Genomic DNA, 23,242 nt, shown 5'->3' with positions numbered 1-23,242 from the left:
AGCTATATATAAACTACACAAACTAAAAACGATATGAAAGCAGGGATTTTAATGAGAATCGGTATTCCTAAGGAAATTAAAAATAATGAAAACAGAGTTGCAATGACACCAACTGGAGTAATTAATTTGAAAAGAGCTGGGCATGACGTATATATTGAAACGTCTGCTGGACTTGGTTCCAATTTCAAAGATGAAGATTATGAAAATGCAGGTGCTATCATTGTATCTTCTGCTGAGGAAGCATGGGCTCAGGATATGGTCATGAAGGTAAAAGAACCGCTTCCTGAAGAGTATACCTATTTCAGAGAAGGACTTATTCTCTTCACTTACTTGCACTTAGCAAATGAGCCAGAATTAACAAGAGAACTAGTTGATAAAAAGGTTGTCGCTTTAGCTTACGAAACGGTGCAGCTTCCAGACAACTCACTGCCATTATTAACTCCAATGAGTGAAGTAGCAGGTACGATGGCAACACAGCTTGGAGCACATTATTTAGAAAAAACGCAAGGCGGAAAAGGTGTTGTACTCGCCGGTGTACCAGGTGTTAAACGCGGGAAAGTTACAGTCATCGGTGGAGGTGTAGTAGGCACAAATGCTGCGAAAATTGCTGTAGGACTCGGTGCACAAGTTTCCATTCTCGACTTGAACCCAACTCGCCTGCGTGAGCTTCACGAAATCTTTGGTAATAACGCTAACGTGCTTATTTCCAATGATGTAAACATTGAACAAGAAGTGATTGATTCTGATATAGTTGTCGGCTCCGTGCTCATCCCAGGCGCAAAAGCTCCTGTACTTGTATCAGAAGAGATGATTAAGCAAATGGAAGATGGTTCTGTCATCGTGGACGTTGCGATTGACCAAGGCGGAAACTTTGAAACAAGTGACCACGCGACAACACATGCTGATCCAGTTTATACAAGACATGGCGTAATCCATTATACGGTAGCGAATATCCCTGGTGCTGTACCGCGAACAGCAACAATGGGGCTAACGAACGTTACGGTCCCTTACGCGATTCAAATTGCGAATAAAGGATACCAAAAAGCGCTACTCGACAATCCAGCACTGCTAAAAGGCTTGAACACGCTAGATGGCAAAGTAACCTATAAAGCAGTAGCAGAAACATTTGACCTGCCATATGAAGAGGCAACTGTATTATTGAATCAATAATACTTCAAAAGATCCGCTTTCCTAGTTTGGAGCGGGTCTTTTTTATTGAGCTTTCTATTAAAAAAACAACGCTTCAATTCTCATCTGGTCATCTCCCTCACTAACCAATCGTTCCTGCATATGATAATCATAATTTTATTTATCCCGTAGTGGAGGTGGTAAGAAAACCCCGCTGAATGAAGTTTCTCTTTATGATTTAAATCTTTTTGGTTTATATTGACAAAGGAAAATATTGTTAGTATCATCCAAATTAGACAACTGTTTTCATTTTTCTGCAAAAAGCAATATATTAATATCCGGATTGAAAATGAAGGAAATGAATGATTTTGGATAAACATTCAAATTAAAGGACAGTCCGAAGTCCCGGTGAGATAGGTAAAGAATCCCCCACTGAATGAAGTTTCACTTTATCAAAACCGATTAGAAAAAGCATATAGACCGTTCATGCTTTTTTCTTTGAATACAAGAGACAAGCTTATTCGATAAAATCCAAAACACTCAGGAGGAGCCATATTGAAAATATACACGCTGACTTCAACACAGCACCTTCCCATTTCCCGGCAACAAGCTTGGGAATTTCTATCTAACCCTTCCCAATTAGAAAATATTACTTCTAGTGACTTATCCTTTCAACCACTCGCCCCACTCCCTGAAGTAATGGAAGTAGGAATGATTTTTCGTTTTCAAATTAAACCTTTTTTAGGTATTCGTATGAACTGGCACACTGAAATCACTCATATCGAAGAAGGCAGCATGTTCATCGATATACAGCGCTCCGGTCCCTTTCGGTATTGGCAGCACGAGCATCGCCTGATTGAAAAAGCGGATGGCGTAGAGATGCGCGACACAGTAAACTACGCGATGCCGTTTTCAGTCTTCGGGGATATTGCACATCGAGTCTTTATCCGGAAGAAGCTGGAAGATATATTTGAATACCGGAAACAAGCAATCGCAAGCTATTCCGAAAATAACTAGATCCTCAAAAAAATCCAAGTCCATTTTAAAATTGAACTTGGGAATTTTAATGAAGGAATTCGTTCAACCTGACCTTGTCTCAAGCGCAACTCCAGGTTCCTTTCTTCCCTTCATATAGTTCCATGCAAAAACCACAAATATAATCACATAACCAATGATATCCGTTACAAGTTCCGGGACAATTAAAAGCAAGGAACCGATTCCAAGAATAATTCGGGTAATGACGCCTAAGTTTGTTTTAAAATAACCTTCGACTGCAGCACTAATTGCAATGACAGCTATGGCTGAACTAACTGCAACAATAAGGATATCCAGGATTGCGGCAAATGGAAACTCTGTTGCATTCACTGGCAGCCCTGCCGGGTTAATCAGAAGTAATGCGGGTTCATAAACAAAAATGAACGGAACGATGAACCCTGCTATCGATAACCTTAGCGAGATAAATCCGGTTCGCATCGGATCGCCTCCTGCAAGACCAGCTCCAGCAAAGGAAGCGAGCGCAACAGGCGGTGTAATGTTTGCAAAAATTCCAAAGTAGAATACAAACAAGTGTGCAATGAGAACAGGAATTCCGAATTCTGCAAGTGCAGGAGCTGCCATTGTTGCTGTAATAATATAAGCTGGAATGGAAGGTAATCCCATTCCAAGTACAATCGAAGCAAGCATCGTCAAAATTAACGTCAGCATGAGTGAACCAGCCCCAAGACTAGTAATTGCAGATGTTAATGTCGCTCCGAAACTTGTTAAATTAACGACACCGATAACAACACCGACAACCCCACAAGCGATGATTGTTGATAAGGATTGTCTTGTTCCCATTTCCAATGCCTCGAAAATATCTTTAATCGACATTCGCGTATGTTTCCGAAACCAAGATACAATCACGGTGATTACAATCGTATAAAAGGCCGAAAAAGATACAGGTAGTCCGTAGGAAAGCATTGCTATCAAACAAATTAGAGGGATGAGCAGATGCCAGCCATTTTTAAATACATTCTTTAACTCCGGAAGATCCGGCTTTGGCAGTCCCTTTAAGTTCGATCGGCCTGCCCGATAGTGAACTTGCATGATACTACTTAAAAAGAACAACAAGGCTGGGATTAAAGCTGCGAGAGCAATCGTACCGTACGATATTCCAGTTGTTTCCGCCATAATAAAAGCACTCGCTCCCATTACTGGTGGTAAGATTTGTCCACCAATAGAGGAACTTGCTTCAACAGCACCAGAGAAGTTTTTATCGTAACCAATTTTTTTCATTAACGGAATTGTAAAAGCACCAGTACTAACGACGTTACCAACTGCTGAACCGTTAATCGATCCCATAAAGGCACTTGAAATAACAGCAACTTTCGCTGGTCCTCCTTGTTTATGACCAGCTAGCGCAAGGGCAAGATCATTGAAAAACTGTCCCATACCAGATTTTGCAAGAAATGCCCCAAACAAAATGAAAAGGAAGATAAATTGAACCGAAGCGCCGATTGCCGTTGAAAAAAGTCCTTCCGTTTTAATATAAAGCTGACCAAAAATATCGGCTAAATCAAACGGTCTTGTAAGAAGCATCCTCGGCAGCCAGTCCTGATGACTGAAAAATGGATAGACAAGAAATAACATGGCCAATATCGGCAGAATCCAGCCTGTCACCCTGCGTGCTGCTTCAAAGACTAAAATAACAGTCATCATCGCCATTATAATATCTGTCGTAGTGGCAATCCCTCCTCGTGTTGTGACAAGTTCAGGGTATACGACAAATAAATAAACACAGGAAGCGACACTTAGTCCAACGAGAATCCAATCATAGAACGGTATTTTAGCGCGGCTTTGTTTTTTGAATGTCGGATAGAGTAAAAATACGAGAGCAAGTCCACCCATTAAATGGACGTTCCGCTGCAAGAGAGTCGGTAGTGGATTAAACGTTACATATAAATGGAATAGAGCAAAAGCGATTGCGAAAATTGAAATGAACCATAAGATCCCCTTGTTGTTTACCTCCCGCACATTGGATTCCAAATCAAACTTTTCCAATACTTTCTGAACTTGTTCATCCGAAATTTCGGCAGATGCTGCTGGCTGCTTTTCGTTCGTCACAAAAATTCCCCCCTTATGTATTCCCAAATAGATAAAGAACGCGTCTTGATGACGACCCTCTCATGATCATCAAAATCATGATGTAAAGGAATTTCCCGATTTTCCGCGTAAATCGTCAAATTTACATTTTCTGATACAGTTATATTTAATTCCTCATGAGCGATATCCATTTCCATATGGATAAAACCATTTTCTGTCGTTGTTTCTTCAGCTTCATACGGTGTGCCCGCACCAAATGTTTTAAAATACGTCTCTACCAATATGATTTTCTGCTTTTCTCGCTTATACCTCTCAAACCATTCTTCTTTTTCAATGGAATGAATCCATCCTAAAGTAAATTCGTTCTCTTTAAGATAATAAGCGCTACTGCCTCCCGCAATTAGAATGACAGGCAGCCGTAAAAAAAGAAGAAAAAGGAGCACGATGAAAAACGCGCTCCCTATCCAGATTTTGTTCTTATTGCTCATTAAAATATTTCTCAGCTCCTGGATGTAATGGCGCAATGAGTCCGTCCCCGGCTGTATCTAATGATATATCGGATGCTGCTTGGTGTGAATTAGCTAACTGATCCAGATTTTCAAAGAAAGATTTCGTTAATTCATACACATCATCCTCACTTAAATCTTCGCGTACAACGAGCGCATTCGGAACAGCTGCTGTTGCCACAACTTCAGCATTATCATACATATCAACTGGAATTTCAAATGGAACAAAGTAAGGATGTTCTTCAGCAATTTCCGCAACTTTATCTGCATCTACTGTTACCAAATTAATATCAAGCGTTTCAGATAGTTCTAATACAGAAGCATTCGGCAGTCCACTCGTTAAAAAAGCTGCATCAATTGTACCGCCAGATAAACCGTCAGACGCTTCCGCATAACCTAAATAGTCTACCTGCAAGTCATCATATGTAATATCATGACCATCAAGCAGTGCACGTGCATTTATTTCTACTCCGGATCCCTGGTCACCAACGGCAACCCGTTTCCCAACCAAATCTTCAATTGTTTCAATACCAGCATCTGCTCTCGCGACAATTTGGACGACATTCGGGTACAGCGTGGCAATTTGTGTAATCCCTTCTAGTGGCTCTGAGAAGCTTTCTTCCCCATTCAAGGCCTGACTCAGTGCATCGCTCATAACAAACGCCATTTCTACTTTTTCATCCGCCATTAGATTCAAATTTTCAGCGGAAGCCCCTGTTGTCTGGGTACGAGAGTTGACATCATAAGTTGACGTGTAAATATCCGCAAGTGTTGTAGCGATAATATTATATGGACCAGACGCCCCGCCCGTAGCGATGGTCACAATATTTGCTTCAAGTCCGGCAGAATCCCCACTCCCGCCGTCACTACTATTCGCGTCATCTCCTCCATCATCCCCACAGGCTACAAGCACAATTGATAGAATACCGATGACTAGTAAACCAAACCATTTCTTTCTCATTTCTGATCCCCTCTCCCCTTCTTTCAAATACCTTCAGTTTATAAAGCGCTTTCATTATAATGTCTTGGTAATATTTTGTCAATTACAAAGTATTACTTCATTTAAATAAGCTATATTAAGTTGAACTAAATATTTTATCAATTGTTTTCCTTGTCATTATGACTTGGTAGGAGAACACTATTAGACACGAGCAGTGGCAAATTCATGAATTTGTCTTATAGGTGAGTGCTATTAGACAATGGTCGGCTATATATCTATGAATCTGTCTCATAGATGAGTTCTATTAGACACAATCGACTGCTTTTTCCATGAATCTGTCTCAGAGGGGTGTTCTATTAGACACAATCGACTGCTTTTTCCATAAAACTGTCTCAGAGGGGTGTTCTATTAGACACAATCGACTGCTTTTTCCATGAATCTGTCTCAGAGGGGTGTTCTATCAGACACAATCGACTGCTTTTTCCATGAATCTGTCTCATAGATGAGTTCTATTAGACACAATCGACTGCTTTATCCATAAACTGTCTCAGAGGGGTGTTCTATTAGACACAATCGGTTACTTTATCCATAAAACTGTCTCCTAGATGAGCTTTATCGAACAAAAGCGAATTTAAACAACATAACTTTCTAATAGATGGATCCGTTCCTATTACAGGAGTGAAAACTTCAGTTCAACATATATAGCTTTTATTTATTCAAGTATGGTATGTTTACCACACAAAAATAGAGGTGCTCTGACACCCCTAAGTTAATCACTTTCTTTCCTATAATCTACACTTTCTCCTTCTTCTCTCTCGTCACAACATGAAGAGCTAATGCGACAAATAAAAATCCACTAACAAAGTTCCCAATCGTAACAGGAATTTGGTTCCAGACCCACCAGTCTGCTAAATTAACATCTGCACCGACCATCATTCCTGCTGGGATAACGAACATATTAACAACTGCGTGTTCAAATCCTTGCGCAAAGAAAATAAAAATTGGTATCCACATAGCAGCAATTTTACCAAAAGTAGAAGTAGATGTAGCATTCATCACCACTCCCAAGGTGACCATGAAGTTACAAAGCATTGCTTTCACAAATACAACAACCATGCCATCCATGCCAATTGCTTTATAATCTAGTGTTTTACTTTCCGCTACTGCAATCAGCTTTTGAATCATAATAGACTCATCGATATTACCAAAATAAGTAATGGTTATCACATACAATGCCGCATAGATGAGGCTGCCGGCTAAGTTTCCGATGAACGCCCAAGTGAAATTATGAGCAATAGATGATATCGGAATTTTTTTGCGGAATCGAGCTACCGGAAGCACGGCAAAAGAGCCTGTAACCAATTCAAGATTCAGTAATAAGGTCATTACAAATCCTGTCGGGAAAATAAGTGCGCCGACAATATCTAATCCAGTTTGTGTCGCTCCAGTGAATGCCAATGTTGTCGCATATCCTAATAATGCACCAGCTAGCATCGCTTTAATCAAAATATGGCTTATTGATAACTGTGACTTATTCACTCCAGCTGTCGCAATAGACTCGATTACTTGATTCGGTTTTACGTAATCCATATACATCTATCCTTTTCATTTTAATAGTTATATGTTCATAACTTCACATACAAGAGCACTAACTTAAGTATAAACTATTTTTGGATGGATAAGTCTGACAGATTTGTGACTATATCTCTTAAACTCAAATCATTAATGAAGACAAAAAAAGCTGGAACTGATCTTAACTAAACTTCAGTTCCAGCTCTATAAAAATTATACGCAAAACCATCCACTAAATTAGAGTTGTTAATTAATCACTTCTGCCGTATCAAGGCTCAAGTGTTTACGGACCGTTCCGTGCGGGTCAATGACATATTTTCTTGCTGCTCCGCCGTCAAACTGTTTATATCCATCTGGGGATTCACCCATGGAAATGACCGTCGCGTTCACCACTTTCGCAATTTGTGCACGGCCACTTAAAATCGCCTGCATTAAATCGCGGTTATATTTCATTACAGGCGTTTGTCCCGTAACAAAATGATGTGCTTTTGCGAAACCTAATCCAAAGCGGATTTTCAGTGTTCCTTCTTTCGCCTCTGCATCAACCGCACCCGGGTCACCTGTAACATACAATCCAGGAATACCGAGTCGTCCTCCTGCTCGCGTTATATCCATAATGGAATTCAATACTGTTGCAGGGGCTTCCCCGGCATCTTTGCCGTGTCCGCTCGCCTCAAAGCCTACCGCATCAACCGCACAATCAACTTCCGGAACGCCTAGAATTTGTTCGATTTGCTCACCGAGATCATCATGGTCTCTTAAGTTAACCGTTTCACAGCCAAAGCTTCTCGCTTGGGCCAACCGTTCTTCATTCAAATCGCCTACAATAACAACCGAAGCACCAAGCAGTTGTGCAGAATGCGCTGCAGCAAGTCCAACTGGTCCAGCTCCTGCTACATATACCGTCGAGCCCATTTTAACTCCCGCACTATAAGCACCATGGTATCCAGTCGGAAAAATGTCCGAAAGCATCGTTAAGTCAAGAATCTTATCCATCGCCTTATCCCTATCAGGGAATTTTAACAGCTGGAAATCAGCATATGGAACCATCACATATTCGGACTGACCACCGACCCAGCCTCCCATATCTACATAACCGTATGCAGAACCAGGGCGATCCGGATTCACATTCAAGCAAATATGCGTGTCTTGCTGGCGGCAATTGACACAACGCCCACAAGCAATGTTGAATGGGACAGATACAATATCACCTTTTTCAATGAATTCTACGTCACTTCCAACTTCTATCACTTCTCCCGTAATCTCATGCCCCAACACCAAACCACTTGGAGCGGTCGTTCTTCCGCGAACCATATGCTGGTCACTTCCGCAAATATTCGTTGCAATCACTTTTAAAATAACTCCATGATTACACTTCCTTCCGACGTTCAGCGGGTTAACACCTGGTCCATCACGGAGAACAAGATCCGGATAACCGATATCCTTCACTTCCACCTCTCCCGGCTTGGAATACACTACTGCTTTGTTTGACAAACGAATCACTCCTTAAAAAATTTTTATAAGGATGTCCATCATGTAGGCATTGCTCTCTGAATTCGATTATATCAGGGTTAAGCAAAAATTCAATTAGTTTTAATTTACACGAATTTACAAAATATAACACCATAATGTCTGTTAAGACGAAAATTTTGTTGAATATACCACAAAAGTGTAAATAAAAAACTAGAACTGCAATTTATTCCAGCAGCCCTAGTTTAGTTAAAATCTTACTTCACCATATGTAGTTGAGTTGATTCGTTCCCAACTACATATGGTGATGGTGAAGCCGACTTTGGTAATTATGAAATTCATTCCCTTATATAATTTCTTTTTCTGAAACGATTACACCGTCTTCATCCGCATAAACGAAACTCCCCGGTCTCCATTTTACATCACCAAAAGTAAACCTCACATTCCGTTCGCCAATTCCATTCTTTTTACTTTTAAGCGGATTTGTTCCAAGTGCCAAAATCCCGACATCCATCGTAGCAAGATCTCCGGAATCACGGACACAGCCGTTAATAATCACACCAGCAAGCCCGCGGGTAACCGCAATCCCTGCTAATCGGTCTCCCATAAGTGCACAGTTCCTTGACCCCCCGCCATTTACGACAATGACAGAACCAGCTGGCACTGATTCAAGCGCTTCTTCGAATAAAACATTATCTTCATACACATGAACCGTTTCAATTTTCCCCGAAAAACGGTGCCGCTTCCCGAAAGAACGAAAGTCCATTTTACATACCTGGACCTCACTTGCATGGTCATCACAAATGTCTGCTGTTTTTAAATTATCCATTAACTATTCCCCCTTTTGCTGATTCCTTCCTTATTAGCGCGGATTCCTGCACATTCCTGGAATGAGAAAGATATCGACGAACATCCATAGCCAAAGAATGCCAAGCGGAATGTAGCCGATTAAGATCCACTGCGTTGCCCACCCAGTTACCCCTAATAATAACTGCATAATTCCAGTTGCTACTCTTCCAGTGTAGAACCGATGAACTCCAATCTGGCCGAAGATGAGCCAGAGGATATATGCTAATGCGATACTTTTCTGATGCATGATGTTACCTCCTGTTTGTCTATCTGCTCCTTTAACAATAAACCGTATCCTAACTTATATTATTCCACCAGCACCATCCTCTAAACCTCCAGTTGACCAATTCAACAACATTTGGATGACACGAGGAACTTCAATAGTTACCATATTAAAATCGTATCGTTTTACAGGCAGGCTTGAAAGCGGAAGAAAGAACTATTTCCCAAAAAATTCCGAAAGAAGAAAGACTCATACCATATGGATTTTTTACCGAACGTCCACATTACCACCACTTAACACACTAACGATATTTTTATCTTCCACTCCTAATTTCCCGCTCATCGCTGCAGCTACCGTAACGGCCGCTGACGGTTCAATAAGTTGCTTCATCCGTTCAAGAACAAGGATTTGTGCCTCTTTAATTTCATCCTCTGAAACGAGAACAATATCATCCACATACTGCTGAATAATCGGATAGGTCATGAATCCTGGTTTACTTGCCCGAAGCCCATCTGCAATCGTAGATGATCTAGGAATCTTCGTGATTTCCCCACTTTTTAATGACAAATACGTATCATTTGCGATTTCCGGTTCCACCCCAATTACTTTCACATTCGGCTTACTCTGCTTAATTGCCGTTAGAATACCAGCTATTAGCCCACCGCCACCAATTGGAACAACAACCACATTAGCTTTAGGTAGCTGAGCAAGTATTTCCAGACCGATTGTTCCTTGTCCTGCCATTACAAATGCATCATTATATGGTGGTATAAATACACCGTTCTTTTCTTTCGCAAGCTCCTTTGCCCGAGAAATCCGCTCCTCTGAAGTCGTACCGAACGTTTCAATCTTCCCGCCATATGTTTCAATTGCTTGACGTTTCGTATCCCGGACATCTTCCGGTGCAACAACCGTAACCGGCACCCCGAGCTGCGTTGCAATATAGGAAACCGCCTGTCCATGGTTTCCACTGGATGCCGTTGTGATATACGCCGCTTTCTCCCGGACCATCTTCTTCACTTTATTCGTCGCCCCACGAATTTTAAATGATCCCGTTTTCTGCAAATGCTCCGCTTTAAAATACATTCCATTTCCACAGATTTCACTCAGGCTGCGCGAATGTAAAATTGGTGTCGTATCAATCACATCTTGAATATCCCGCTTCGCCTGTAATATGTCGTGAACAATTATCATAAGTTAATCCCTCCTCATCAAACGTGAAAATATTCTTAAATGTCATTATAAGCGATAGAGGAAGCGATTGCACGACTTGAATTTTTGGGCAATTTAGTAAGCATCAATAGGATTTTGAAACCAAAGTAAATATAAATGAAATCATTTAGGAAAACTATGAACCCCTTTATATCTCCATCACTCTCTATTCATAGAATTGAACTTACGTACAACAAATACGAAACAGTACAGGTTTCGCCCAAAGAAATAAAATTCTTTGTAGAGACGTTACAAGAAAAGAATCCAGATATTCAAATTAAAGAACACTAAGTTAATGAATTTCATAATACGTATGTAATGCTTTTCCATCACCATATGTAGTTGAGTTGGTTCGTTCCCAACTACATATGGTGATGGAAAAGCCGACTTTGGTAATGGTGAAATTCATTCAAGTAACTATTACATAAAATAAAGTGTAAAACGTTTGGAATATTATGTTATCATTTAAGTATAGAGATAATGAGTTAGCGGGGAAGTTTGGTTTAAGAGCAGGGTATCACAGCCTATTACCCAAAAAATAAGTTAAAAGAGGGGAAGATAAGTATGTTTGAATCCATATTTGAAAAAGCTTTAGTAGGAGAACCACTTTTGGTTTTAAAGATAGTCAACCATTAGATGATTATCATTCATCAGCATGCGAAAGAAGGATGGAGACTAGTACAAATTTTTTCCCCAAGCGTAGATAGTCATAAAGGAGTCTCGTCGACTTATTTTGAATTAATCTTTGAAAGAGAGATATAGGTTTAATTGATATTAAAACAAACGTTGTTGTGCAAAACCTATAATAAAAGCTGTTGTATTTTCTTAGATGAAACCTTGTTACAAAGATGCGATGGTAAATGTTTTATTGGAGAACAATACCAACGACTAAATAAATGATTAAATCATATACCAGAAGATTAATACACCACAAGGAGGAATCGGTATGGGAGACCAATTTTTTGTTGGTTGGGGAACTCTTACCCTTATTAACGCTGGATTGGCACAAGGGAAAAACAGATCGGGGCTTAATTGGTTCTTTATTTCTTTGTTCCTTGGACCAGTAGCAACACTTATATTAGTGACCTTAGAAAAGCTGCCAGAAGAGGAAGATCATAATTTTGTCGATGAAGATTGAATATTTCTGCAACCAGGCGCTTTTCTCAATCGACTTAAACTTACATTTTATTTTTATGAATTCAAACAATCCAACCCCTCCCCACTTCATTTTACTTCACAGCTTTATTTCTGTCATTTTAAATATAAAAATGCGTGGGGCTTACACTTTTTCAGTGTAAGCCCACGCTCCCAGCCTCTTTTATTTCTAATAAATTTTTACGCCAATATTTCCTTTGATTTTCTCTAAAAAATAGTTGACTTGCTTTTTTGTCCGGTTCAGTACATCTTCGTCAACAATAACACGATCCCCTGTCTTATCAATGTCACTGTCTTTGTAATAAAGTCCTTTTAAATTTTGAGCTTTCATCGTCGCCAGTAACGGTTTCAACGCATAATCGAGCGCCAATAAATGAGAAGAACTGCCACCTGTCATGACAGGTAGTACATACGTATCTTGTAAAACGTCTTGCGGCAAGATATCGAATAATGCTTTTAGTACACCAGAATATGAAGCTTTATATACCGGTGAACCGACAATTATTCCATCCGCTTTTTCTAACGTCTTGGCGATTTCCTTTATTTTCGGACTGTTGAAGTTTGCAAAAAGCAAATCCTCTGCATCGATATCTTTCACGGAAATATGCTTAACGGAATATCCTTCCTCTTCCGCAAGGTCGCCTAAATAATAAAGGATGCGTTCCGATCTTGATAATGCAGATGGACTGCCTGACACAATTACAATTTGACTCATTCATCATCCCCCTTTTCGCTTATCAACGTGACCCTATGACACTCAAGCACGGTTTACTTAGTTGCTAAAGCCTTTTCCAAATGCTCAATCCCGACTTCTGTCACCGCTTGAAACACATTTCCTTTGCCGATTTCAACAACTGGAACATGACGCACGCCATATTTTGCTTCCAAGATATCCCTGCGATCATCATTTTCTGTCACATCAATCGTTTCATAAGCTAAATTATTTTCCTCCAAATAACTTTTTACCTCATTACAATAACTGCATCCTTCTTTCGACCAAACGACAATGGATTGCTGTTTTGCCATCTTTATCCCTCGCTTAAATTAGTTTAATGAATTTCATAATACGTATTTAATGCTTCACCATATAGCCGACTTTGGTAATGATGAAATTCATTCAGTTGTACATATAATCTATATTTTTTTATTGTGATGTTTCAGCTTGCTTCCGGTATCGATTTTCGATAAATGGTAAATTTAGATTTCCGCGCAGTGTATCACTTTCATAGTTGCGGTTGAAATATCCTTTTTCCTCTAATATTGGAACGACAAAGTTTAAGAAATCGTCATATTGCTTACCCATTACATACAGATTAATGACGAAACCATCCGCAGCTTCGTGATCAACCCACTCGATCATTTTGTCAGCTACTTGTTCATACGTACCGATAAACTCACTTTTCGGAGTCGCAACACGTAAGGCAACTTCTCTTAATGTTAAGTTTTCCTGCTGTGCCATCGCTTTAATTTGATCTGTCGTTGATTGGAAACTATTTTTCCCTACATCGCCAATGTCTGGGAAAGCTTCATCCAACGGAAACTGACTGAAATCAAAATGATCGAAGTAACGTCCGAGATAATGTAAAGCTTCCTCCGTACTAATTAAGTTTTTTATTTCCTCGTATTTCGCTGCCGCTTCTTCCTCGGTTGCACCAATGATGGGAGAGAGTGACGGCAAAATAGCAACGTCATCGCGCTTCCTACCATTTTCGACTGCTTGATCCTTTAAATCACGATAATATTCTTGCGCACTTTCCAATGTCGCTTTATTCGTGAATATGGCTTCCCCATGTTTCGCTGCAAAAGCAATGCCTGTTTTGGAAGCTCCCGCCTGGAAAATTACTGGTTGACCTTGCTTCGAGCGATCGATATTTAATGGACCATGGGCTTTAAAAAATTCTCCTTCATGATTTAAGCGATGCATCTTAGTTTCATCAAAAAATTGTCCGGTATCTCGGTTCCTGACAAATGCATCATCTTCCCAGGAGTCCCATAACCCTTTTGCAACTTCCAAATATTCATCTGCCATCTTATAACGCAAAGAGTGGTCGGGATGATTCCCTTTATTAAAGTTCGACGCCGTTCCTTCAAGTGGAGTCGTTACAACATTCCACCCAGCCCGGCCACCGGAAATTTTATCTAATGATGCAAATTGCCGTGCGATATTAAATGGTTCACTGTATGTTGTTGAGACGGTTCCAACTAAACCAATTTGTTTTGTTACAGCAGCGAGCGTTGATAATAAAGTGATTGGCTCAAAGCGATTTAAAAAATGCGGAATCGATTTTTCATTAATGTGTAATCCATCTGCAATAAATACAAAGTCAATCCCCGATTTTTCGGCTTTCTGCGTTACGTTGATATAATGTTCTAAATTGATACTTCCGTCTACCGGAACATCTTCTGATTTCCAAGAGTTCATATGGCCGCCCGGACCTTGGATAATAACACCAAGTTTCATATTTTTCTTAGACATTTCCTCCACTATCCTTTCTTATTGCTCATCTTCCAGTAAATCCACACCATACCATTTCACTGATAGCTCAGAGAGAGTGCCATTTTCCTTAAGTTTCTCTATCGTATTATTAATCTCTGAAATTAACGCATCATTTTCCTCTGTCTTTTTAAATGGTAATGCGACAGGCTCTCCAAATGGTTCACCAACAATTTCAAGCGGAATTCCTTTGTCATTAATTTGCGCTAACAAAATCTCTCTCCCTGATACGAACGCATCTACCTTGCCATTTGCAACATCTGTAAAAATGACGTCATTTGATTCAAATGTGACAATTTCATAGTCACCGTCTGGATAGTTCTCTTGCAACACATTTCCATAGTTTGATCCCAGCACGTTCGCTATCGTTTTTCCGCTTAAATCATCTAATGATTGGATATTCTGGGTCTCTGTTCCTGATGCAATGACAGTTTTGGAGTTGTAATATGGAGTGCTGAAATTATAATGCTCTCCTCTTTCCTCTGTTGCGGCAAAGTTTGCTACCGTATCTACTTTCCCAGATTCCAAATTGGCTAAGATGCCATTCCAATCTGTTAACACCCATTCTATTTCATAATCCATTTCGTCAAATATAGCTGTTATAACATCGACACTAAACCCCTTTAACTCATCAGCTTCTTTAAAGTATTGTGGATAACCGTCAGGCCCAGCACCGATCTTTACAACCTTTGCTCCTGCTTCTGCCCCCTCACCGCTAGAACAACCTACTAAAAGGGACAAAAATAGCACACTCATTAACAAAACTAACTTTCTCATTGATTTCTCCTCTATTTCTTGTTTTCTACTGTTCATCTTCCAGTAAATCTACACCAAAGTATTCCAGTGATATTTCCGAGAACTTTCCGTCTTCTTTCAGTGCCTCTATTGCTTTGTTTAAATCAGCAATGATTGCATCATTTTCTTCTGTTTTCTTAAATGGCAAGGCTACTGGCTGGTCGCCAAAAGGTTCTCCTACAATTCGTAACGGTAAGTCTCTTTTACTGATTTGCGCCATTAAATGTTCTCTGCCATGTATGATGCCTTCAACCTTGCCTGATCCGGCGTCCGTATAAATGACGTCCGTTGATTCATACGTAACAGGTTCATAATCTAAATCTGGGTATTGTTCCTTTAATACATTTTCAAAATTTGTGCCCATAATGTTACCGATTTGCTTACCAGTCAGATCTTCTATTTCCTTTAACGTATCATCATCTTCCGCTGTCGCGATCGCTGCTTTGGAACTGTAATAAGGATCTGTAAAATTATACTCTTGCCCTCTTTCTTCCGTTGCAGCAAAGTTAGATGCTGTATCTATCTTCCCCGATTGTAAGTTGGCAAGGACCCCGTTCCAATCCGTCATGACAAATTCGATTTCATAACCAGCTTCTTCAACAATTGCTTTAATAATATCGACACTGAATCCCTTCAACTCATCATCTTCTTTAAAAGATGTCGGAAAGCCATCCGGTACTGCGCCTACCGTAATGACGTTATCCCCCTTAGTACCTTCTGAAGCTTCACTCTCTCCGCTTCCCCCACAGCCCGCAACAACTAACAATAAACCTGCTGCGAGAAACAATATGAATCTATTCATTTATTTTTCTCCCCTTTTTGTTTTGACGATTAAGCGATATATGGTTTACTTATCCGCTGTTCATACCAGCCTTGTAATTGGCTATATAGGAAAGTAATCGCCCAATAAATCAGGCCAACCGCTAGATATGCTTCAAAAAATCGTAAATTTGCCGATGCCAGTAATTTCCCTTGCGCTAATAACTCCGTAACACCAATTGTGAATGCAAGAGATGAGTTTTTGATTAACCCGATGAACATATTCCCTGTCGCCGGCAGCGCATTCCTTACTGCTTGCGGTAAAACAATTCCCCGCATCGCTTGAGCATAGCTCATGCCCACGGATGTAGCAGCTTCCGCCTGCCCCCTATCCACAGACTCTAAGCCTGCACGGAATATCTCCGCTAGATAAGATGACGTATTTAAGCTGAATGCGACGATTGCTGCCGCTCCTGCCCCTAGGTCATTGAAAACCGGGAACAATTGAGGAAGTCCAAAGTAGATCATTAACAGTTGAACAAGCACGGGCGTCCCCCGGAAAAAAGAAATATATACTTTCGCTACTTGTAAAAGAACTGGCACTTTATTCACAAGGATAATCGCGAGGATGACACCGATCATAATCGCAATCACCATCGATACGATCGTTAAATATAATGTAATTGGCAAATAGGTGAGTAATTCCGGAATGATTTGCACGACATAACCGAAATCGATATTCAATAAAACCACTTCCTCTTTTATTTACTTCAAACAAATACTGCTAATTCACTTAATAACTCATATGACCTCAATCGTTTCTCTTCATCCAATATTGGTGTATGGATAATGAACTCCTCAACTCCAAAAGCAGATGCAAGCTTATCAAATTCATTTTTCACAAAATCCGGACTGCCCGCAATCATCTCCACTTCCTGCTCCTTGATTTCTGTAATGATTTCATCCGTCTGTTCGCGGAAGGCTTCAACTTGATCAAGAGTTCTTACAGACATCGACCGGCCACTTTCGGTGAAGATTTTATAAATTTTATAATCACGTGCTTCTTGCTCTGCCGCTGTTTGCGTTTCTGCAGCAAAGGAAGCAACCGCAACGATAAATTTCCCTTCTGGATAGATCTTTCGATATTGCTGAATAGCTTCTTTGAGAAAATCATTATTACTGTTTAAAAAGTGAGCATATACGAAGTTCGCGCCCTGCTCTGCCGCAAGCTTAGCACTGTTTGCACTTGCTCCAAGCAGAAATACAGGTACTTTTTCGTCTGGTTTCGGAAGAGCCTCCGCGCCATACAATTCATGGTCTTCCGGCAATGTGTCATGAATAAAATGATGAAGCGTCCTAAATCGTTCATCAAACTTAACATCACTGCCAGCGCCACCGTAACGCAAGGCTTGCGTAGCCAATGAAAAACCGCCTGGCGCCTTCCCTATCCCGAGCTCAACTCTCCCAGGGGAGAGCAAGGATAATAGCTGGAAATCTTCTACTACCTTGAACGGACTATAATGCTGGAGCATCACTCCGCCTGAACCAACTTTAATCGAAGTTGTTTTTGCTAATAAATGAGAGACGAGCACTTCTGGGGAAGTCCCTGCAAGGTCAAGCGTCTGATGGTGTTCTGAAACCCAAAAGCGTTCGTAACCCCATTCTTCTGCTTTTTGCACCAATTCGACCGTCCGCCTCAACGCATCTCCCGCTGTTTTCCCCGGTGAAATCGGGCTTTGATCAAGTATTCCTAATTTATATGTCAAAGTATTCTCCCCCTCCTATACTTTACGATTACAAGGCTAGCTCCTTTACATGTTCAGTTGGATTAGCCGAGTCGTCAGCAGAGCCATGATTTCGATGGAAGTCCTTTAAAAACTTTTTCGTCCGCTCCTTCTTGGGATGATCGAATATCTCTTCTGGTGTCCCTTGCTCAACAATTGCTCCATCGGCCATGAAAATTACTTTATCCGCGATATCACGGGCAAAGTTCATTTCATGCGTGACGATAATCATCGTTTTATTATGATTCGCGATTTTAGAAATGACACGAAGCACTTCTCCTACCCACTCGGGATCAAGTGAAGAAGTCGGTTCATCGAAGAGAATCGCATATGGATTAACTGCAAGCGCCCGGGCTATTCCAACCCGCTGTTGTTGCCCGCCAGACAGTGCAATCGGATATTGATTCGCTTTATCCAAGATTCCTACTTGACTCAGTAAATCTCTTCCCATTTCTTTCGCAGCTTCTTTTTTCATCTTCTTCGCTACGACTAAAGCATGGGTGACATTTTCTAATGCTGTTTTATTTTTAAATAAATTGTAATGCTGAAACACCATAGAGGTTTGCATTCTTAATTTATTTATCGTTGTCCGTTTCGTTTGATTCACGTCTATCGCGACACCACCAATTTCAATTTGACCTGAATCCGGTCTTTCTAAAAAATTCATGCAACGCAGGAGTGTTGATTTCCCGGAACCAGACGGTCCAATAATTACGACAACTTCTCCCTCATCGACATCAAAACTAATGTCTTTCAAGACAACATGGTCTTTAAAGCTCTTCCGTATGTTCGATACTTTTATCATCAATATCCACCTTTCAAGTGCGCAAATTAATAATCTAGTATTCACACCAATTTACTAAGGATTGGAAATTGAATTGATTATAGCACCTAATTAGTCAACTGACAATAGGCAAAAGTCTAATATATTATTTTCCAAGATGAAAAAGGGGAATTAATGCTGAAAATAATCTTAATGTATAATAGTACATATACGATTCAATATTTAATTGTGATTTTTTTCACTAAAAAGGCACTTCAGTCCATTCTAAAAGAAATTTCAATCGAACTCGTATACCTCAGCATAGATAAAGACGCGTTGGACAAAAGAGAAGCAATTACTGCTTGGGACCACGGAAATATGCGATTACGGCAACTTCTTATTATCGTTAAAGAAATTATGAAATACCGGAAGATAAGCGGAATTGATATTTGCGGAGAATATCCGGTAAGTCCGATGACGGAATTTGAACGGGAGATCGTAACAGCAATAAAGAAAAACAGTTACGCAAACGAATTTTTAGTAAAACATATACTGCATTGGTTAAGAAAGACGGATCACGACCCAGAAGTTTTACACGCTTAATACAATGGGGTATAGACAATAACCTCTAACCCAATAGAATGAAGCAAATTTAAGTAAATAATGAACCCCTCTTGAGCCTAATCCAACTCAGGAGGGGTTCTGTCTTATTCCTTATCCAAATAGCTAAAGAAGCTAGACCTGTTCCACTAATTTTCCGGATAAATAAATTCATTCAGGTAATAAGGTACAATACTATCATAATAAGCTTTTCTCTCTTCAACAAAATGTCTTATCTCTGTAAAAAATGCATCATCCAGCAAAGGATAACGAACGGTCCGAACTTGATCCAACACCGAATTATGTTCAATAACCGCGTCAACACTAGCGATTAATTGGTCCACAAGTTTTTCACTCGGCGTGATTCCCATAATGTCATTATAAATTTGTGCATCTTTTTCAGTGTCCAATGCGTGATACGGCAACTTCATATCGATATGGATACCATCAACAAGCTGCTTGTCATATAAAGTCCGTAACTTATTATAATAAATACCGCTTGTCGTTACGATGATTTTCCCATCAAAAAGATTTCTTACTTGCCTCAATAAATCGCAAACCTTGTCCAATGGGTTAATGAGGAATTCCCCACCGCTGAACATAATTGCATCAAACAGAAAACCACTTTTCTTTAAATAGTCATAAAGATCATCTAGCGTTTTATATTCTTTCGGTGTGTTTGCAACGATTTCATCATAATTATGACACCCGAAACAATGGAGTGGACAACCAGATAAAGAATGAATCAATAAAGTCGTATGATCAGGCAAATCGGTAAATGTGCGAATAAAGGTATTATATAGTTTCATTATCATATGTTCACCGTGTATTAACGACGAACAACCTCCTTTAACGCATCTTCTTTCAATCTTTTTCTAATGGTCCAATCATGCCTTCTTGCTTTAGACCAGAAATTATATTTTCCTTCATAATAGCCCTTCTCATCGACGTGGATCCTGTTTCTTGAGATCATTTTCAAATACCCGATCACTCTGCTGAAGGTCGCAATATCTTCTGAATCGCAGACCGGACACTGATCTATATTTTTTGCATCTTCCGCAACGATTCTTTGGCCACACTCCATGCAAGAAGTAATCGTCGGTGTTAATGTAATATAATTGATCGGCTTCTCAAAGATTTTATCCAAATATTTCGCCAAACTTTCCGGTTTTACCTTCGCTTCCAAGAAGTGGTGTAAAACACTTCCAGAGGTTGCATATCCTTGAAATTCAGCGCTATTCTCCAACTGTTCCAGAAAATCCTCTTCCGAAAATGGCGTCATACAACCGCTCGTCAAATATGGATTCTCTCCTTCACCTTGTACAAACACTTCCCGCTCGTTTGCTTTTCCCCATTTCAGGTCATGGCGGGCTAATTTAATCGCTGCATTTTCAGCTGGTGCATATTCAATCCCGCAGGCAACTTTATCGCGTACAATGAATTCATTTACAATCTCGGTCATATATTGCATAATAGCATGAGCAACCATTTTGCCAGCTTTATCTTTCATCCCGTCTTGATATCCTAAGTTAATTAATCCTTCATTCATACCTGTAAGGGCAAACACGTTAAAATAGTTTTTAAAATCTTTATTATAAGCAAAGAAAGTAGGATATAATTCTTTGTTCGCTTCTATCCATTTTCTTTTTGCCATATGCGCTTCTTGCATGACTTCCATATATTCACGGATCTTCACTTTCACAAGTTCCATATCATGTCCGAATTCCAGAAGAACTCGGTTCATATTTAAATTCAGTACTTGGACAGCGCCTGTTGAACCGGTTGATGATCCGAACACGCCTCCTCCCGCTTTCGAGAGCGTTTCTAAATTAATTTGCAGTCTGCAGCAAAGACTTCTGCTCACTTCAGGATCTTTCGCCTGGATTAGCGGATTCAGAGTTTTATAATACGGATCTTCAAATGGCTTTGTTTTAAAGTTTTCGAAATAGACGCCACCCCATTGATACATTTTATCCAATAGTTCGATAAACACGGGATTTTCATAATTGAAGTAATCATCAATTTGCACCGTTAATAATGGGAAGGTAAATGGAATGCCATTGCTTCCTGTTCCGTTCCTCATTACCTCAATAATTGCCCGGTTCATTCGGTCAAAGTAAACCTCTGGAATATCTTTATATTGTATATTCCTTCCTTCTCCGCCGATTACAACGTATTCATCCTTGATTTCCTCAGACGGCTTCCCAAACTCTAACGTAATATTTGAAAAACTACTCTGAGCTCCGGACCGAAGCGGCATATTAAGCTCCCAAATCAGACTTTGAAACAGTTCTGCTAATTCCTCATCAGTATATGTAGTGCCCCTGCTTTCTTCATCGAATAAATAAGAAGCTGTAATGGTAGAAAGCTGTGCCAACATCACCGCACCGGAAACCTGTTGGGATACTAATGTAACAACATTACTGAAATGCCTGAGTAAAGTAGGTATCCGCTTCGCTGGTTTAGAAGTAATCATGTTTTTAGCAAGCGTTGGAATTCCTTTTGTCGCGATATCCATACAACTGATGGATACACAATACGGGGCAAGCTGTTTGTCATGGACATAAACGACACCGTCATCATAAAGCTCTTTCATTCTTGGTGGTAGAATTTGTGTAAATAAAAATTCTTCCTCTGCATGATTCGTTAGATTGTGCCTTAAAAGTGGTAAGGAATAGACATAATTACTATTTTCATGTCTTAAATAATCTGTTTGCTTATTCTCTTGCTGTGATGTGAATTTCTGAACAATATCCATTGTACTTTGGAACATATTAATCCCTCTCCTTTAGACATTTTAATCCATAACTTGATGAACCACCTTCACCTTAACACAATATATTGTACCACCAAGTGACCTCCATCACTATATATAGATTGTGTCGAAAAGAGTACGACTATTTGACAGTTTTGTGAGGTTACTCACGGTCCCCTGCATTTTTAACTAATTTGAAAAAGATAGGTGCGGAGGCAAATTCCTCTTTGGCACCTATCTTTTTCAATAGACTAGTCTTCTAATACTGTTTTTGCAATCGTCTGATCTAATTCTTCAAAATCATCATAAGAAATCGTTTCGTATAGTTCTTTTCTCGTCTGCATATTAAATACACCATCTGCTTGCGAGCCTTGCTCTTTGATCAGGGTAAAGATCCGTTCATATGCCTTTGCTGCTACTCTCAAAGAAGTTACCGGATAAATGACCATACGGAAGCCCATATTCTGAAATTCTTCTGCAGTAATAAATGGTGTCTTCCCAAACTCCGTCATATTCGCAAGCAGCGGGGCATCCACTTTTTCAGCAAACAGACGGAATTCTTCATCCGTTTGTAAAGCTTCAGGGAAGATTGCATCGGCACCAGCTTCAACATAACTTGCTGCGCGCCGGACTGCTGCATCTAGTCCTTCTACCGCCCGTGCATCCGTTCTGGCGACGACAACTAAGGAAGGAGCAACTTCTTTAATTGCTTTAATCTTTTGTACCATTTCCTCTGTCGGAACGAGCTGTTTTCCATTTAAATGTCCACATTTCTTGGGAAGCTGCTGGTCTTCAATCTGAACGGCAGCTACATTTGCTTCCACCATTTCCCGCGCTGTGCGTGCCACGTTTAATACACCGCCAAACCCTGTATCAATATCAACGAGTACTGGTAAATTCGTTGCTCTGACAAGATCCCTTGCCCGTTCTGCTATCTCTGTTGATGTAACGATACCAAGATCCGGCAGTCCTCTGCTCGCCGTATAAGCTCCGCCAGATAAATATAAAACGGAGAAACCTGCGTCCCTTGCAACTAAGGCAGCCATCGCATCATGTGCCCCCGGTATTTGTAAAATATCCTCCGCTTCCATTTCTTCTTTTAATTTTTCAGCTAATTCTTTCTGTGTTGACTGTTGATCCACAATCCACGCCATAT

25 protein-coding genes are annotated in these 23,242 nt (G+C 40.1%); 6 read left to right on the top strand and 19 right to left on the bottom strand.

The window, feature by feature from the left end; all coding sequences use genetic code 11:
* The first annotated feature begins 51 nt into the window (after nucleotides 1–51).
* On the top strand, nucleotides 52–1,170 hold the full coding sequence (gene ald / locus LZD48_RS07485; RefSeq protein WP_235762101.1) for an alanine dehydrogenase: 1,119 nt from the start codon (nucleotides 52–54) through the stop codon (nucleotides 1,168–1,170).
* Between the two features lie 513 nt (nucleotides 1,171–1,683).
* Nucleotides 1,684–2,145, top strand: coding sequence for an SRPBCC family protein (locus tag LZD48_RS07480; RefSeq protein ID WP_235762100.1), 462 nt, complete (start codon nucleotides 1,684–1,686; stop codon nucleotides 2,143–2,145).
* A 63-nt stretch (nucleotides 2,146–2,208) separates the two neighbouring features.
* Here LZD48_RS07480 and LZD48_RS07475 read toward each other — a convergent pair whose 3' ends face one another.
* The 8 genes from LZD48_RS07475 to LZD48_RS07440 form a co-directional block, all read right to left on the bottom strand.
* Complete coding sequence (locus tag LZD48_RS07475) at nucleotides 2,209–4,230, bottom strand: TRAP transporter permease (protein ID WP_235762099.1); 2,022 nt, start codon at nucleotides 4,228–4,230, stop codon at nucleotides 2,209–2,211.
* Nucleotides 4,227–4,697 (bottom strand): DUF1850 domain-containing protein, encoded by a 471-nt coding sequence (locus tag LZD48_RS07470; protein ID WP_235762098.1) that lies wholly within the window; start codon nucleotides 4,695–4,697, stop codon nucleotides 4,227–4,229. The genes LZD48_RS07475 and LZD48_RS07470 overlap by 4 nt, the downstream gene beginning before the upstream one ends.
* On the bottom strand, nucleotides 4,687–5,676 hold the full coding sequence (locus tag LZD48_RS07465) for a TAXI family TRAP transporter solute-binding subunit (RefSeq protein ID WP_235762097.1): 990 nt from the start codon (nucleotides 5,674–5,676) through the stop codon (nucleotides 4,687–4,689). Before LZD48_RS07465 ends, LZD48_RS07470 begins: the two co-directional genes overlap by 11 nt.
* Before the next feature lie 771 nt (nucleotides 5,677–6,447).
* Nucleotides 6,448–7,245 (bottom strand): formate/nitrite transporter family protein, encoded by a 798-nt coding sequence (locus LZD48_RS07460; RefSeq protein WP_235762096.1) that lies wholly within the window; start codon nucleotides 7,243–7,245, stop codon nucleotides 6,448–6,450.
* Nucleotides 7,246–7,473: 228 nt separating this feature from the next.
* Nucleotides 7,474–8,721: a formaldehyde dehydrogenase, glutathione-independent gene (fdhA, locus tag LZD48_RS07455; protein ID WP_235762095.1), complete on the bottom strand. Its 1,248-nt coding sequence runs from the start codon at nucleotides 8,719–8,721 to the stop codon at nucleotides 7,474–7,476.
* A gap of 322 nt (nucleotides 8,722–9,043) precedes the next feature.
* Nucleotides 9,044–9,526, bottom strand: coding sequence for a ribonuclease E activity regulator RraA (rraA, locus tag LZD48_RS07450; protein ID WP_235762094.1), 483 nt, complete (start codon nucleotides 9,524–9,526; stop codon nucleotides 9,044–9,046).
* A 33-nt stretch (nucleotides 9,527–9,559) separates the two neighbouring features.
* Nucleotides 9,560–9,793: a TM2 domain-containing protein gene (locus LZD48_RS07445; protein ID WP_235762093.1), complete on the bottom strand. Its 234-nt coding sequence runs from the start codon at nucleotides 9,791–9,793 to the stop codon at nucleotides 9,560–9,562.
* Between the two features lie 243 nt (nucleotides 9,794–10,036).
* The gene (locus tag LZD48_RS07440; protein ID WP_235762092.1) at nucleotides 10,037–10,963 is read right to left on the bottom strand and encodes a threonine/serine dehydratase family protein; all 927 of its coding nucleotides are present in this window, start codon (nucleotides 10,961–10,963) and stop codon (nucleotides 10,037–10,039) included.
* Between the two features lie 135 nt (nucleotides 10,964–11,098).
* On the opposite strand from LZD48_RS07440, the gene LZD48_RS19030 reads away from it, so the two are divergent.
* From LZD48_RS19030 to LZD48_RS07430, 3 genes are all read left to right on the top strand, one after another.
* On the top strand, nucleotides 11,099–11,272 hold the full coding sequence (locus LZD48_RS19030; protein WP_369010252.1) for a PH domain-containing protein: 174 nt from the start codon (nucleotides 11,099–11,101) through the stop codon (nucleotides 11,270–11,272).
* A gap of 345 nt (nucleotides 11,273–11,617) precedes the next feature.
* The gene (locus tag LZD48_RS07435) at nucleotides 11,618–11,743 is read left to right on the top strand and encodes a DUF4177 domain-containing protein (protein WP_438822749.1); all 126 of its coding nucleotides are present in this window, start codon (nucleotides 11,618–11,620) and stop codon (nucleotides 11,741–11,743) included.
* 184 nt (nucleotides 11,744–11,927) lie between these two features.
* Nucleotides 11,928–12,119, top strand: coding sequence for a hypothetical protein (locus tag LZD48_RS07430; protein WP_235762091.1), 192 nt, complete (start codon nucleotides 11,928–11,930; stop codon nucleotides 12,117–12,119).
* Between the two features lie 186 nt (nucleotides 12,120–12,305).
* On the opposite strand, the gene ssuE is transcribed toward LZD48_RS07430, so the two are convergent.
* The 8 genes from ssuE to LZD48_RS07390 all read right to left on the bottom strand — a co-directional run bounded on the left by ssuE (nucleotide 12,306) and on the right by LZD48_RS07390 (nucleotide 18,773).
* The gene (ssuE, locus tag LZD48_RS07425; RefSeq protein ID WP_235762090.1) at nucleotides 12,306–12,851 is read right to left on the bottom strand and encodes an NADPH-dependent FMN reductase; all 546 of its coding nucleotides are present in this window, start codon (nucleotides 12,849–12,851) and stop codon (nucleotides 12,306–12,308) included.
* A 53-nt stretch (nucleotides 12,852–12,904) separates the two neighbouring features.
* Nucleotides 12,905–13,162, bottom strand: a complete 258-nt coding sequence (locus LZD48_RS07420; protein WP_235762089.1) for a glutaredoxin family protein — start codon at nucleotides 13,160–13,162, stop codon at nucleotides 12,905–12,907.
* A gap of 118 nt (nucleotides 13,163–13,280) precedes the next feature.
* Nucleotides 13,281–14,612, bottom strand: coding sequence for an LLM class flavin-dependent oxidoreductase (locus tag LZD48_RS07415; RefSeq protein ID WP_235762088.1), 1,332 nt, complete (start codon nucleotides 14,610–14,612; stop codon nucleotides 13,281–13,283).
* 18 nt (nucleotides 14,613–14,630) lie between these two features.
* Nucleotides 14,631–15,407 (bottom strand): transporter substrate-binding domain-containing protein, encoded by a 777-nt coding sequence (locus LZD48_RS07410; RefSeq protein WP_235762087.1) that lies wholly within the window; start codon nucleotides 15,405–15,407, stop codon nucleotides 14,631–14,633.
* Between the two features lie 25 nt (nucleotides 15,408–15,432).
* On the bottom strand, nucleotides 15,433–16,227 hold the full coding sequence (locus tag LZD48_RS07405) for a transporter substrate-binding domain-containing protein (protein WP_235762086.1): 795 nt from the start codon (nucleotides 16,225–16,227) through the stop codon (nucleotides 15,433–15,435).
* Nucleotides 16,228–16,256: 29 nt separating this feature from the next.
* Entirely contained in the window at nucleotides 16,257–16,928 is a 672-nt protein-coding gene (locus LZD48_RS07400) for an amino acid ABC transporter permease (RefSeq protein ID WP_235762085.1), read from the bottom strand.
* A gap of 26 nt (nucleotides 16,929–16,954) precedes the next feature.
* Complete coding sequence (locus tag LZD48_RS07395) at nucleotides 16,955–17,950, bottom strand: LLM class flavin-dependent oxidoreductase (protein WP_235762084.1); 996 nt, start codon at nucleotides 17,948–17,950, stop codon at nucleotides 16,955–16,957.
* A 28-nt stretch (nucleotides 17,951–17,978) separates the two neighbouring features.
* Nucleotides 17,979–18,773 carry an amino acid ABC transporter ATP-binding protein gene (locus LZD48_RS07390; RefSeq protein WP_235762083.1) on the bottom strand — a complete coding sequence of 265 codons (795 nt, stop codon included), beginning with the start codon at nucleotides 18,771–18,773 and terminating at the stop codon, nucleotides 17,979–17,981.
* A 153-nt stretch (nucleotides 18,774–18,926) separates the two neighbouring features.
* Here LZD48_RS07390 and LZD48_RS07385 point away from each other — a divergent pair, with 153 nt between their 5' ends.
* Nucleotides 18,927–19,334, top strand: a complete 408-nt coding sequence (locus LZD48_RS07385) for an arginase family protein (protein WP_235762082.1) — start codon at nucleotides 18,927–18,929, stop codon at nucleotides 19,332–19,334.
* Between the two features lie 146 nt (nucleotides 19,335–19,480).
* Here LZD48_RS07385 and LZD48_RS07380 read toward each other — a convergent pair whose 3' ends face one another.
* The 3 genes from LZD48_RS07380 to prpB all read right to left on the bottom strand — a co-directional run bounded on the left by LZD48_RS07380 (nucleotide 19,481) and on the right by prpB (nucleotide 23,240).
* Entirely contained in the window at nucleotides 19,481–20,140 is a 660-nt protein-coding gene (locus LZD48_RS07380; RefSeq protein WP_235762081.1) for a 4Fe-4S cluster-binding domain-containing protein, read from the bottom strand.
* A gap of 20 nt (nucleotides 20,141–20,160) precedes the next feature.
* Nucleotides 20,161–22,104, bottom strand: a complete 1,944-nt coding sequence (gene nrdD, locus LZD48_RS07375; protein WP_235762080.1) for an anaerobic ribonucleoside-triphosphate reductase — start codon at nucleotides 22,102–22,104, stop codon at nucleotides 20,161–20,163.
* 233 nt (nucleotides 22,105–22,337) lie between these two features.
* Complete coding sequence (gene prpB / locus LZD48_RS07370) at nucleotides 22,338–23,240, bottom strand: methylisocitrate lyase (RefSeq protein WP_235762079.1); 903 nt, start codon at nucleotides 23,238–23,240, stop codon at nucleotides 22,338–22,340.
* Nucleotides 23,241–23,242 lie beyond the last annotated feature (2 nt).

The sequence above is a fragment of the Oceanobacillus alkalisoli genome (assembly GCF_021556485.1).
Lineage (GTDB): Bacteria > Bacillota > Bacilli > Bacillales > Amphibacillaceae > Oceanobacillus > Oceanobacillus alkalisoli.
Note: the sequence above shows the minus strand (reverse complement) of the source record. Positions and strands in the feature narration are given on the sequence as shown.

Bases quoted from the DNA above. Each gene is read 5' to 3' on its own strand.
- LZD48_RS07415 (WP_235762088.1), bottom strand. From the start codon at position 14,612: ATGTCTAAGAAAAATATGAAACTTGGTGTTATTATCCAAGGTCCGGGC.
- LZD48_RS07420 (WP_235762089.1), bottom strand. From the start codon at position 13,162: ATGGCAAAACAGCAATCCATTGTCGTTTGGTCGAAAGAAGGATGCAGT.
- LZD48_RS07465 (WP_235762097.1), bottom strand. From the start codon at position 5,676: ATGAGAAAGAAATGGTTTGGTTTACTAGTCATCGGTATTCTATCAATT.
- ssuE (WP_235762090.1), bottom strand. From the start codon at position 12,851: ATGAGTCAAATTGTAATTGTGTCAGGCAGTCCATCTGCATTATCAAGA.
- rraA (WP_235762094.1), bottom strand. From the start codon at position 9,526: ATGGATAATTTAAAAACAGCAGACATTTGTGATGACCATGCAAGTGAG.
- ald (WP_235762101.1), top strand. From the start codon at position 52: ATGAGAATCGGTATTCCTAAGGAAATTAAAAATAATGAAAACAGAGTT.
- LZD48_RS07440 (WP_235762092.1), bottom strand. From the start codon at position 10,963: ATGATAATTGTTCACGACATATTACAGGCGAAGCGGGATATTCAAGAT.
- LZD48_RS07380 (WP_235762081.1), bottom strand. From the start codon at position 20,140: ATGAAACTATATAATACCTTTATTCGCACATTTACCGATTTGCCTGAT.
- LZD48_RS07410 (WP_235762087.1), bottom strand. From the start codon at position 15,407: ATGAGAAAGTTAGTTTTGTTAATGAGTGTGCTATTTTTGTCCCTTTTA.
- LZD48_RS07470 (WP_235762098.1), bottom strand. From the start codon at position 4,697: ATGAGCAATAAGAACAAAATCTGGATAGGGAGCGCGTTTTTCATCGTG.
- prpB (WP_235762079.1), bottom strand. From the start codon at position 23,240: ATGGCGTGGATTGTGGATCAACAGTCAACACAGAAAGAATTAGCTGAA.
- nrdD (WP_235762080.1), bottom strand. From the start codon at position 22,104: ATGTTCCAAAGTACAATGGATATTGTTCAGAAATTCACATCACAGCAA.
- LZD48_RS07405 (WP_235762086.1), bottom strand. From the start codon at position 16,227: ATGAATAGATTCATATTGTTTCTCGCAGCAGGTTTATTGTTAGTTGTT.
- LZD48_RS07430 (WP_235762091.1), top strand. From the start codon at position 11,928: ATGGGAGACCAATTTTTTGTTGGTTGGGGAACTCTTACCCTTATTAAC.
- LZD48_RS07445 (WP_235762093.1), bottom strand. From the start codon at position 9,793: ATGCATCAGAAAAGTATCGCATTAGCATATATCCTCTGGCTCATCTTC.
- LZD48_RS07390 (WP_235762083.1), bottom strand. From the start codon at position 18,773: ATGATAAAAGTATCGAACATACGGAAGAGCTTTAAAGACCATGTTGTC.
- LZD48_RS07460 (WP_235762096.1), bottom strand. From the start codon at position 7,245: ATGGATTACGTAAAACCGAATCAAGTAATCGAGTCTATTGCGACAGCT.
- LZD48_RS07435 (WP_438822749.1), top strand. From the start codon at position 11,618: ATGATTATCATTCATCAGCATGCGAAAGAAGGATGGAGACTAGTACAA.
- LZD48_RS19030 (WP_369010252.1), top strand. From the start codon at position 11,099: ATGAAATCATTTAGGAAAACTATGAACCCCTTTATATCTCCATCACTC.
- LZD48_RS07385 (WP_235762082.1), top strand. From the start codon at position 18,927: ATGCTGAAAATAATCTTAATGTATAATAGTACATATACGATTCAATAT.